The organism is Priestia flexa NBRC 15715 (assembly GCF_001591565.1).
GTDB lineage: Bacteria > Bacillota > Bacilli > Bacillales > Bacillaceae_H > Priestia > Priestia flexa.
The window spans coordinates 1-11,213 of sequence record NZ_BCVD01000122.1 but is presented as its reverse complement, the minus strand read 5'-3'; the positions used below and the strand labels follow the sequence as shown (position 1 = coordinate 11,213).

The window sequence follows — 11,213 nt, the reverse complement described above, 5'->3', positions numbered from 1 at the left end:
TTTTAATTTATAAATAGCGAGAAGCATTGCGTAATTGAATGAAACATGTTAATAAATAATAGTGTTATGAATAACTTATAAAAAAGGAACTGTTTAGGAGCTTTGACGATATGAAGTATAAAATTGGTTATCGAACCTTTAAAACAGCCGTAGGTACTGCACTCGCAATTAGCATTGCACAGCTCATCGGCCTTGAGTTTTTCCCATCAGCAGGAATTATTACAATCTTATGTATACAAAATTCACAGAAAAAATCGTTGCAAAGTGCGTTTGATCGCTTTGTAGCTTGTTCGATTTCAATTTTATTTTCATTTATTTTCTTTGAAGGAATTGCTTATCATCCAGCGGTCATCGGATTGATGCTGCTATTTTTTATTCCGTTAACCGTTATTTTAAAGGTCAACGGAGGAATTGTAACAAGTTCAGTTATTTTACTGCACATTTACTCTCTTGAAAATATGACGTGGCAAATTGTTTTCAATGAATTAGGGCTCATTGTGGTTGGTATTGGCGTAGCGCTTCTTGTGAATTTATACATGCCAAGCTTAGACAAAGAGCTTCGTCAGTATCAGCAGGACATTGAAGAGAATTTTCATATCATTCTTAAAGAAATGGCGCTTTATTTAAGAAGAAACGAAAGCACTTGGTCTGGCAAAGAAATTGCCGATACAGCAGTGCTCTTAGAAAAAGCTAAAAGTCTAGCTTTCCGTGATGTTGAAAACCATTTTGTACGTTCAGAAAATTATTATTATCGATACTTTAAAATTCGTGAAAAACAATTAGAAATTCTAGAACGTACTCTTCCTCTTCTTACATCAATTGACCTTGTGGTTGAACAAAGATATATGATTGCTGATTTTATTGAAGAATTAAGCTTTTCTATTCATCCGGGTAACACAGCAAAGCTTTTTTTATTAAAGCTGGAGCAGCTCAAGGAATCTTTTCAATGCATGGAGCTACCTAAGTCTCGTGAAGAATTCGAAGCACGAGCAGACCTGTTACACTTTGTAAAGGAAATAGAGCAATATTTAATTATTAAACAAAGCTTAAAAATTACGTAAACAATATGCATGTTGTAGCAACCCCTTACGAACAATAAGAAAAAGCGTAAGGGGTTGAATTGTATGCACGTCATGTTTCTTATTTTAGTACTTGTATCACCAATTTGGCCGCTGGGAGCAAATCCTTTACCAGCTGACCCTTTTATTATTGTAAATAAACAGACAAATGAATTAGCATATATTGAACACGGCAAGGTAGAGAATGTTATTAAAGTGGGTTCGGGAAGAACAAAAGATTTAACACCAGAAGGCGAGTTCACTATCACAGTTAAAGCAGCAAACCCTTATTATCGAAAAGATAAGATAGAAGGGGGAGACCCTACTAATCCACTTGGGTTGAGGTGGATTGGATTTGATGCAAAAGACACAGATGGGCGAATTTATGGAATTCATGGTACAAACCAGCCAAACTCTATCGGCAAGTATGTTTCTAATGGGTGCATAAGGCTTCGAAATGAACGCGTTGTTGAGCTTTATGAAAAGGTTCCTCTTGGAACAAAAGTATGGATTGTGACCAGTGGAAAATCCTTTGAAGATCTAGCGAAGGAAAAAGGAATAGTAGTGCAATAAAAGGTAGGTGATTCATCACCTACCTTTTATTATAGCCACATTGTAATGCCAGCAAGAACAGTTGTGATTATCATCGTTCCCAGCATTAAATAGACCACAATTTTTTGCCATTTTTTATTCGACATAAAAGAGTAGCTCCTCTCACAACCTTTTTTTCTATTTTACATGTAGCAGGGAAATGGGACAAGCAACTTCTTTATTCGCTTTCGTTTTAAGAAGGAGAATGAAGATTCATTCAAGAATATGTCTAAATGAAAACGCTTTTTTAGGGGGTGGGAATATGAATAAAATTGATCATATTGGCATCGCTGTTCACTCTATTGATAACATCAAAGCATTTTATGAGAGGCAGCTTGGCTTACTATGTTTAGGGATAGAAAAAGTAGAAAATCAAGGTGTAAAGGTAGCTTTTTTTCAATGCGGTGATTCGAAAATCGAACTTCTTGAACCTTTAAATAATAGCAGTCCAGTCGCTAAATTTCTTCAAAAACGTGGAGAGGGTATACACCACATTGCCTTTGGTGTTGGAAGCATTGAAGATCGCATTCAAGAGCTGAAAGAACGTGGAATTAAAATGATTGATCATGAGCCAAGATTAGGAGCTGGTGGTGCTTCCATTGCTTTTTTACACCCGTCGTCCACCGCAGGGGTTTTGTATGAACTTTGTGAAAAGAAACCAACAGAGGAGGAATAGCACATGGTTGATATTTATGAAAAACTAAATGAGCTATACGACAAGCGCCGCAAAATTGAACAAGGGGGCGGAGATCAAAAAATTGAAAAGCAACATTTCAAAGGAAAACTAACGGCTAGAGAACGCATTGACTTATTGGTTGATGAAGGAACATTTGTTGAAGTTCAGCCTTTTATAGAACACCGCTGTCTGGACTTTAATATGAATACACAAGCAGGTCCTGGAGACGGTGTTGTCACTGGGTACGGTAAAGTGAATGGACGAGGCATTTATTTGTTTTCTCAAGATTTCACGGTGTTTGGCGGTGCGCTTGGAGAAATGCATGCCAAAAAAATCGTCAATGTAATGGACCTAGCAGCGAAAACTGGTGTTCCTTTTATTGGATTAAATGACTCGGGTGGAGCGCGAATTCAAGAAGGCGTGATGTCGTTAGACGGATACGGTCAAATTTTTTATCGAAACGCCATTTATTCAGGAGTCATCCCTCAAATCTCCGTGATTATGGGACCATGTGCAGGTGGTGCAGTATACTCACCAGCCATCACTGATTTTGTATTTATGGTGGAAAAGACGAGCCAAATGTTTATTACAGGACCGAAAGTGATTGAGACAGTAACGGGTGAAACAATCACAGCAGAAAATTTGGGTGGAGCTGCTGTTCATAATGAAATTAGTGGAAATGCTCATTTTAGCGCAAGTTCAGAAGAAGAAGTGCTTGAGCAGGTTCGCCTCTTACTAAGCTACTTGCCTTTATCTAATGCTGAAAAGCCACCGAGTGTCCCTTATAATGATCAAAGCAATGACCGCCCAGAATTATTGGATGTTGTGCCTTTTGATGCTGTCAGACCATATGATGTTCGCCATGTTATTGACCACGTCGTAGACGAAGGAACATTTTTAGAAGTACAAAAAGATTTTGCTAAAAACATTGTAGTCGGCTTAGCTCGCTTGAATGGAAACGTGGTCGGGCTGGTTTGTAATCAACCAAAGTTTATGGCTGGCAGCTTAGATATTAACTCCTCAGACAAAGCTGCACGTTTTATAAGGTTTTGTGACTCTTTTCATATTCCACTCATTACGTTTGAAGATGTAACAGGATTCTTTCCTGGTATTAAGCAAGAACATGGCGGTATCATTCGTCACGGTGCTAAAATTTTATATGCCTATTCTGAGGCAACTGTTCCGAAAATTACGGTGATTTTACGAAAAGCCTATGGTGGAGCTTATGTTGCGCTAAATAGTAAATCAATTGGTGCAGATATGGTATATGCTTGGCCAAACGCTGAAATTGCCGTTATGGGTCCTCAAGGAGCTGCCAATATTATTTTTGCGAACGAAATCCAAAGTAGTGATGCTCCCGAAGAAGTTCGAGCTGAAAAAATTGAGCAGTATCGCGATAAGTTTGCTAATCCATACGTTGCGGCGAGGGCGGGGATGGTAGATGATGTGATTGATCCAAGAGATACAAGAATAAAATTAATACAAGCACTCGAAATGTTGCACAATAAAAAGGAAGAGCGTCCACAGCGAAAACATGGTAACATACCATTGTAGGTTAATTTTGGAGGGATTACATATTATGGTTAATGAGCGACGTCTAGTTGATCTATTTTTAGAACTTATACAAGTTGATTCAGAAACAAAGTATGAAGCCGAGATTGCAAAAGTATTAACGGAAAAATTCACGGCTTTAGGAGTAAAAGTTGTTGAAGATGATACAACAGCTGAAACTGGACATGGTGCAGGTAATTTAATTTGTACTCTTCCAGGAACAAAAGAAGGAGTAGATACCATTTATTTTACTTCTCATATGGATACGGTTGTTCCTGGAAAAGGCATTAAACCATCTATTGAAGACGGTTATATTAAAAGCGATGGAACAACGATTCTAGGAGCTGATGATAAGGCTGGATTGGCAGCGATGCTAGAAGCTATTCAAGTGCTAAAAGAGCAAAATGTTGAGCACGGTACCATTGAGTTTGTCATCACAGTTGGAGAGGAATCTGGATTAGTTGGAGCGAAAGCATTAGATCCAAAGCTTGTAACGGCAAAATTTGGCTATGCGCTTGATAGCGATGGAAAAGTGGGCGATATTATTGTTGCTGCTCCAACGCAAGCAAAAGTCAAAGCAGATATTTATGGAAAAACAGCTCACGCTGGTGTAGCACCTGAGCGTGGAGTATCGGCGATTACCATTGCCTCAAAAGCGATTTCACGTATGCCTCTAGGGCGTATTGATGAAGAAACAACGGCGAATATTGGTCGCTTTGAAGGTGGAACGCAAACGAATATTGTGTGCGACTACGTATCGATCTTAGCAGAAGCTCGTTCATTGGTTCCTGAAAAAATGGAAGCGCAAGTGGCAAAAATGAAGGAAGCATTTGAATCTGCAGCAAGTGACATGGGAGGAAGAGCTGAAGTAGATATTAAAGTGATGTATCCTGGCTTTAAATTTAGCGATGGAGACCATGTTGTAGAAGTAGCAAAAAAAGCGGTTGCCAATATCGGTCGTCCTTCACGCTTGCTACAAAGCGGCGGTGGCAGCGATGCAAACGTCATTGCAGGTTTTGATATTCCAACTGTAAACTTAGCTGTAGGCTATGAAGATATTCATACCACAAGTGAAAAAATTCCAGTTGAAGAACTTGTAAAAACATCAGAGCTGGTTGTATCGATTATCAAAGAAGTAGCAAAATGATAATAATCACATTGTAAAAAGCTTGGGTCTTGTCGCTCAAGCTTTTTACATATCGGCTAATATAAAGTTTGAATTTTTTGACACTTTGTATAATGTAAACAGCACGTTTCTTCAGTAAAATGGATTATAAGCTTAAAACCTCAACACAAAGGAGTGAAACCAATCGGGGGAAAGTTAATAAAAAAATATGTAAGCGCTTTCAAATATAATCGATATAAAGCAATTTAGAAGGGGGATGGATTTATGAAATCTTCAGCTCAGCCGATGCTTCAAGCAATTGTAGAGAACTTTAGTGAAGTTGAAAAAGGCTTGCCAAATCAAGAAGCTATTGAAGAAGCTAATCGATGTTTGTACTGTTACGATGCTCCTTGTATTCAAGCTTGTCCAACGGGCATTGATATACCAACGTTTATTAAAAAAATTGCATCTGGAAACTTAAAGGGGTCCGCTCAAACGATTATGACATCGAATCCTGTTGGAGCGAGCTGTGCGAGGGTTTGTCCAACAGAAGAGCTTTGTGAAGGGGCATGTGTATTAAATCATTCGACTAAACCTATTATGATTGGTGATCTTCAGCGTTATGCTACTGACTGGGCTATTCAAAATGAACAGGTGTTATTTACAAAAGGCAAGCCAAACGGAAAGCGGGTTGCTATTGTAGGCGGAGGACCCGCTGGGCTTTCAGCTGCCAGAGAGCTAGCTCGGTTTGGATATGCTGTGACAATCTTTGAAGCAGAAAAAGAAGCAGGAGGGTTAAATACCTATGGAATTGTATCGTTTCGACTCCCTCAAGCTATTTCTTTTTGGGAGGTACAGCAGGTAAAAGCCCTAGACGTTGAAATTAAAACAAACACGCGTGTTGGTGAAGACGTGATGCCGAGTGAACTTTTAGAGAACTACGATGCAGTCGTTCTTGCTATTGGAATGAGCAAAGTTCCAAATTTAGGTATTGAAGGAGAACACCTAAAGGGAGTTTATGATGCAATTGACTTTGTGAAGCAAACAAAATCAGAAGCGTTGACTACAGAGTTTGTGGGGAAAAAAGTAGCGGTTGTTGGTGCAGGAAATACAGCGATTGATGGAGCAACATGTTCCATACGATTAGGGGCAAAAAATGTAAAAATTCTATACCGTAGAACGAGTGCTGAAATGACAGCCTATGATTTTGAATATGAATTTGCCAAGCAAGACGGTGTAGAGTTTCGATGGTTAACAGCACCTGTGAGAATTGTTGGAAATGACAAAAATGAAGTAACAGGTATTGAATGTATCAAAATGGAACTAAAAGAATCAGAAGGTGATGGACGTAAAAAGCCTGTACCAATAGAAGGGTCAGAGTTCTTAATTAAAGTGGATGCTGTTATTAAAGCAATTGGGCAAGAGCGTTACTTATCTTTAATTAATCAGTTTGAATTAAAGCAAGATGGTGGAGTCGTACTAATTGATCAAGATACATTCCAAACCTCAAACCCTAAAGTCTTTGCTTGTGGTGACGTTGTATTTGGAAAAGGGCAAGGTGAAGCCATGGTTGTGACCGCTGCACAGCAAGGGAAGCAAACGGCATATGGCATTCATGCTCAGTTAAAGAAAGAAGCAATTGAAACGGCTTAAACAAACGAGAGGGGGAACAAGCATGGCAGATTTACGCATAAACTTAGCAGGTATTAAATCACCCAATCCATTTTGGCTAGCATCAGCGCCGCCTACAAACTCGGGGTATCAAGTACAGCGTGCCTTTGAAGCAGGATGGGGCGGAGCAGTTTGGAAAACGCTTGGAGATCCAATTTTAAATGTATCTTCACGGTTTGCAGCGGTGAGCTTTAACGGCCAGCGCGTAGCGGGTTTTAATAATATTGAGCTTATTACGGATCGGCCGCTTGAGGTTAATTTAAAAGAAATCTATGAGACCAAAAAGAAATTTCCTGACCATGCTATCATTGCTTCTTTAATGGTTGAACCAAAACAGGAGAAATGGCATGAAATTGTAAAACGTGTAGAAGATGTAGGCGTTGACGGTTTAGAGCTAAATTTCGGCTGTCCTCACGGCATGGCCGAGCGAGGAATGGGAGCAGCTTCAGGGCAGGTGCCTGACCTTGTTGAAAAGCAAACGTACTGGGCTAAAGAAGTAGCGAAAACGCCTGTTATTGTTAAGTTGACTCCAAATATTACGGACATCACAGTTACAGCAGAAGCCGCTGTAAGAGGCGGAGCGGACGCAGTGAGTATGATTAACACTATCAATAGCTTAGCCGGAGTGGATATCAATTCATGGAACACAATTCCCCACGTGGCTGGTAAAGGTGCACATGGAGGCTACTGTGGTCCAGCCGTTAAGCCTATCGCCTTAAATATGGTGGCTGAATGTGCAAGAAGCCCTCATATTAATGTACCGATTTCAGGTATGGGAGGCGTATCGAATTGGCAGGAAGCAGTGGAATTTATGCTTATGGGAGCAACTGGGGTTCAAGTGTGCACGGCTGCTATGCATCATGGTTTTAGAATTGTAGAAGACATGCTTGATGGACTAAACAACTACCTTGATGAGCGAGGAATTGCAAAAGTGAGCGATCTTGTTGGAAAAGCTGTTCCGAAATACTCTGATTGGGGAAATCTTGATTTAAATTATAAAGTTGTGGCTCGAATTGACCCCAATACATGTATTAATTGTAACAAGTGTCATATTTCATGTGAAGACACGTCCCATCAATGTATTGATATGTTGAAAGACTCTTCAGGTAAACCGTATTTGCAAGTAAGAGAAGAAGATTGTGTGGGCTGTAATCTCTGCTCGATTGTCTGTCCTGTTGATGGAGCAATCTCTATGGTGGAGGTAGCGAGTGAGCAGCCGCCTATGACGTGGAATGAAAGACAAGCGGCACTTGCGATGACATCTGCACAAAAACTGGACGTATAACCAAACACAATAGGGGGGATCAAATTATGAAAAAATTAGTGAAAAATGGAGTAATCGTTACAGCAGCAGATACGTACAGCGGAGACATTTTAATTGAAGATGGGAAAATCGCAGCAATTGGAAAGGGACTAGATGAGTCTAGTTGTGAAATTGTTGACGCAAATGGAGCTTATATTTTCCCTGGAGGAATTGATCCACATACTCATTTAGACATGCCATTTGGAGGGACGGTCACAAAAGATGATTTTGAAACGGGGACCATTGCAGCGGCGTTTGGAGGTACCACAACTATCATTGATTTTTGCTTAACAGATAAAGGGAAACCGTTGCAAAATGCCATTAATACTTGGCATGCAAAATCAGAAGGGAAAGCAGCTATTGACTATAGCTTCCACCTGATGATTGGAGAGATGAACGATCAGGTATTAGAACAACTTCCTACTATTATTGAAGATGAAGGGATTACGTCGTTCAAAGTATTCATGGCGTATAAAGATGTATTTCAAGCGGACGATGCGACCCTTTATCAAACGCTTATTCAAGCAAAAGAGCTTGGAGCATTAGTTATGGTACATGCTGAAAACGGAGACGTGATTGACTATTTAACGAAGAAAGCGTTAGAAGCAGGAAGTACAGATCCAATTTACCATGCGCGTACAAGACCTCCAGAGATTGAAGGTGAGGCAACAGGTAGAGCAGCTTGTTTTACAGGTCTTGCTGATTCACAGCTATATGTAGTGCATGTATCTTGTGCTGAAGCGGTGAATCAAATTGCTCAGGCTCGAAATCGAGGCGTGAATATTTGGGGTGAAACATGTCCGCAATATTTAGTATTAGATGAATCCTACTTAGAAAAACCTAATTTTGAAGGAGCTAAATACGTCTGGTCACCACCTCTTCGTGAAAAGTGGAACCAAGAAGTGTTATGGAACGCATTAAAAAATGGAGATTTACAAACGATTGGGTCTGATCAATGTTCATTTGATTTTAATGGGCAAAAAGATTTAGGTAAGAATGATTTTACAAAGATTCCAAATGGCGGTCCTATTATTGAAGACCGTATGAGCATCTTATTTTCAGAAGGTGTACAGAAAGGGAAGATTACGCTTAATCAATTTGTAGACGTAACATCTACTCGCACTGCTAAGCTATTTGGATTATATCCGAAAAAAGGCACAATCGCTGTAGGAAGCGATGCGGACCTATTAATTTTTGACCCGACTGTCAAGCGTAAAATTTCTGCTGAAACACATCACATGGCTGTTGATTATAGTGCGTTTGAAGGAATGGAAATTACGGGTGAGCCGGTTTCAGTATTGTGTAGAGGAGAATTTGTGATTAAAGAAAAGCAATTTGTTGGTAAGAGTGGTTATGGTGAGTATATTAAGCGGTCAAAATTTAATGAGCGTAATGAAGCTCAGCAATCCCCAGTAAAACTGTAATTATGCTACTGCGCTGTGCTTATAGCATAGCGCAACCCCTATGTATATAAATAGAGAGAAAACAGCCTTCATGATGAATGTAACGCGTTTACTAAATAGTATGAGGGGTGCAAGAAATGAAAAAATCAGGAAGCTATTTAAAATCACCGGATTTATTACCTGTTGCGCATCAAAACCGTAAAATTGGAACGCTTGGTTTTTCATTAATGTGGGTTAGTATGGCGGTTGTATTAGCCGCATTTGCAATCGGAGGGTCCGGTGTGCAAAGCTTATCTCTCGGCTGGGTTGTAGTAGCAACCGTGATTGGATCAATTGCGATTGGTTTATTTGTGACCATTATTGCCGATATTGGGATTGAACATGGTTTATCATTTCCAGTCTATATGAGAGCTCCATTTGGAACAATTGGCACTCATATTCCATCCGTTATGCGAGGGCTTGCAGCGTCTTGTTGGTTTGGAATCAATACGTACTTTGGTGCTACGGCAATGAATGGGATTTTAAATGCTCTAGCAGGGTTTAATAACTGGCTCATATGCTTTTTTCTCTTTGCATTATTACAGCTTATTAATACAGCGCTTGGAATTAAAGCAGTTGAACGCTTTACGGACCTAGCAGCCCCAGTTATCATCATTATTTCAGCCTGGATGTATACGACTCTGTCGGACCAAGCTCTTTCTCAAGGTAGAGAGGTATGGGGGTGGATTGAAAGTCCGGTGACAGGAGGGGCAGCTGTTACAGCATTTATCGTAGTCATTATGAGTAACATGGGGTTTTGGGCAACGCTTGCAGCAGATATTCCGTCTATCTCAAGGTTTATTAAAGCACCTACACATGAGCGAAGCTGGGTAAAACGCAATAAAGGAGCTCTTGTAGGAAGCGTAGTGGCATTGCCGCTAACTCAAACATTTATGGTTATCATTGGTGGTGTCTCTTATATTGCCGTGAAAAACTATGATCCAGTAGTAGCGCTTCAAGAAGCTGCGTCTGGCTTCGCGCTTGGAGTATTACTTTTAATGGTTGTATTTGCCCAGTGGTCAACAAATATCTCAGCGAATTTGATTCCAGCTGCAACGATTTTTTCAAATGTTGGTGGACCTAAAGTGCCATTTGGGGTTGGGGTATTCATCGCTGGTATTGTGGGGACGATTGTTCAACCATGGAGTTTGTTTGGTATTATTGTCCCTGCATTGTTAATTGTCGGTGGAATTTTATCGGCCATTGTTGGTATCTTGTTTGCCGATTACTACTTATTACGAAAGCGTAGAGTAAACGTGACAGAGCTATATGAAGAGAATGGGCAGTATCGCTACTTTTATGGCTTTAATATAGCTGGTTTACTTGCATGGACTATAGGTGGAACAAGTGCTTACTTTCTATCAACTTATTCTTTTGTTGTTGGATTTGTAGTAGGCGCTATCTGTTATTATGTCTTAGCTAAATATTGGTGGTTTAAGCGTTATAAACAAGCTGAGATTGAGACACCAAGTGATGAAAAGTATCTAGGCATTACAGTTGGCCGTGATTGGGTGATCTCAATTGATGAGAAAGTAATTCAACCTGTCGCATCCAGCCAAACTATTTCAACAGATTGAGGTGAAGGTATGTCAGACTATCAGCATTTTGTTGCAGAACGTGAAAAAATTGATTTTCTTATTGAAAAAGGTTTCATTATTAAAAGCGTAACAGAAAATCTGAGCGGTGCATTTCTAGAGTTTGAACGCATAAAGCAAGGGAAGGTTGAAAAAGAAAAGCTTCATATCTTAACAGCGGATGCTAGAAAGTACTTTTCAGGAATATTAATTCAGCAGTTATAAAATAAGAGACTGAGACA

General features: G+C 39.8%; 11 protein-coding genes. 10 read left to right on the top strand and 1 reads right to left on the bottom strand.

All coding sequences use genetic code 11. The features are described from left to right. Positions 1–110 precede the first annotated feature (110 nt). Complete coding sequence (locus BFL01S_RS16565) at positions 111–1,061, top strand: aromatic acid exporter family protein (RefSeq protein ID WP_025909775.1); 951 nt, start codon at positions 111–113, stop codon at positions 1,059–1,061. Positions 1,062–1,124: 63 nt separating this feature from the next. After that, positions 1,125–1,631 carry a L,D-transpeptidase gene (locus BFL01S_RS16560; protein WP_025909776.1) on the top strand — a complete coding sequence of 169 codons (507 nt, stop codon included), beginning with the start codon at positions 1,125–1,127 and terminating at the stop codon, positions 1,629–1,631. 29 nt (positions 1,632–1,660) lie between these two features. Here the strand turns inward: BFL01S_RS16560 and prli42 are convergent, their stop codons facing one another. After that, positions 1,661–1,756, bottom strand: coding sequence for a stressosome-associated protein Prli42 (gene prli42, locus BFL01S_RS21305; protein ID WP_152545186.1), 96 nt, complete (start codon positions 1,754–1,756; stop codon positions 1,661–1,663). Between the two features lie 155 nt (positions 1,757–1,911). Here prli42 and mce point away from each other — a divergent pair, with 155 nt between their 5' ends. From mce to BFL01S_RS16520, 8 genes are all read left to right on the top strand, one after another. Further along, complete coding sequence (gene mce / locus BFL01S_RS16555; protein WP_025909777.1) at positions 1,912–2,325, top strand: methylmalonyl-CoA epimerase; 414 nt, start codon at positions 1,912–1,914, stop codon at positions 2,323–2,325. A gap of 3 nt (positions 2,326–2,328) precedes the next feature. Then, positions 2,329–3,879: an acyl-CoA carboxylase subunit beta gene (locus BFL01S_RS16550; protein WP_061786356.1), complete on the top strand. Its 1,551-nt coding sequence runs from the start codon at positions 2,329–2,331 to the stop codon at positions 3,877–3,879. Positions 3,880–3,904: 25 nt separating this feature from the next. Further along, complete coding sequence (locus BFL01S_RS16545; RefSeq protein ID WP_025909779.1) at positions 3,905–5,023, top strand: tripeptidase T; 1,119 nt, start codon at positions 3,905–3,907, stop codon at positions 5,021–5,023. A 243-nt stretch (positions 5,024–5,266) separates the two neighbouring features. After that, positions 5,267–6,634: an NAD(P)-dependent oxidoreductase gene (locus BFL01S_RS16540; RefSeq protein WP_061786355.1), complete on the top strand. Its 1,368-nt coding sequence runs from the start codon at positions 5,267–5,269 to the stop codon at positions 6,632–6,634. A 22-nt stretch (positions 6,635–6,656) separates the two neighbouring features. After that, on the top strand, positions 6,657–7,937 hold the full coding sequence (preA, locus tag BFL01S_RS16535) for an NAD-dependent dihydropyrimidine dehydrogenase subunit PreA (protein WP_025909781.1): 1,281 nt from the start codon (positions 6,657–6,659) through the stop codon (positions 7,935–7,937). Positions 7,938–7,963: 26 nt separating this feature from the next. Beyond that, complete coding sequence (gene hydA / locus BFL01S_RS16530) at positions 7,964–9,379, top strand: dihydropyrimidinase (protein WP_061786354.1); 1,416 nt, start codon at positions 7,964–7,966, stop codon at positions 9,377–9,379. A gap of 116 nt (positions 9,380–9,495) precedes the next feature. Next, the gene (locus tag BFL01S_RS16525) at positions 9,496–10,974 is read left to right on the top strand and encodes an NCS1 family transporter (RefSeq protein WP_025909783.1); all 1,479 of its coding nucleotides are present in this window, start codon (positions 9,496–9,498) and stop codon (positions 10,972–10,974) included. A 9-nt stretch (positions 10,975–10,983) separates the two neighbouring features. Continuing rightward, positions 10,984–11,196, top strand: coding sequence for a hypothetical protein (locus tag BFL01S_RS16520; protein WP_025909784.1), 213 nt, complete (start codon positions 10,984–10,986; stop codon positions 11,194–11,196). The last annotated feature ends 17 nt before the right edge of the window (positions 11,197–11,213 follow it).

Excerpts from the sequence above, each read along its gene's own strand:
- hydA (WP_061786354.1), top strand. The coding sequence starts at position 7,964 with ATGAAAAAATTAGTGAAAAATGGAGTAATCGTTACAGCAGCAGATACG.
- BFL01S_RS16560 (WP_025909776.1), top strand. The coding sequence starts at position 1,125 with ATGCACGTCATGTTTCTTATTTTAGTACTTGTATCACCAATTTGGCCG.
- BFL01S_RS16525 (WP_025909783.1), top strand. The coding sequence starts at position 9,496 with ATGAAAAAATCAGGAAGCTATTTAAAATCACCGGATTTATTACCTGTT.
- BFL01S_RS16520 (WP_025909784.1), top strand. The coding sequence starts at position 10,984 with ATGTCAGACTATCAGCATTTTGTTGCAGAACGTGAAAAAATTGATTTT.
- BFL01S_RS16565 (WP_025909775.1), top strand. The coding sequence starts at position 111 with ATGAAGTATAAAATTGGTTATCGAACCTTTAAAACAGCCGTAGGTACT.
- BFL01S_RS16540 (WP_061786355.1), top strand. The coding sequence starts at position 5,267 with ATGAAATCTTCAGCTCAGCCGATGCTTCAAGCAATTGTAGAGAACTTT.
- preA (WP_025909781.1), top strand. The coding sequence starts at position 6,657 with ATGGCAGATTTACGCATAAACTTAGCAGGTATTAAATCACCCAATCCA.
- BFL01S_RS16550 (WP_061786356.1), top strand. The coding sequence starts at position 2,329 with ATGGTTGATATTTATGAAAAACTAAATGAGCTATACGACAAGCGCCGC.
- BFL01S_RS16545 (WP_025909779.1), top strand. The coding sequence starts at position 3,905 with ATGGTTAATGAGCGACGTCTAGTTGATCTATTTTTAGAACTTATACAA.
- prli42 (WP_152545186.1), bottom strand. The coding sequence starts at position 1,756 with ATGTCGAATAAAAAATGGCAAAAAATTGTGGTCTATTTAATGCTGGGA.
- mce (WP_025909777.1), top strand. The coding sequence starts at position 1,912 with ATGAATAAAATTGATCATATTGGCATCGCTGTTCACTCTATTGATAAC.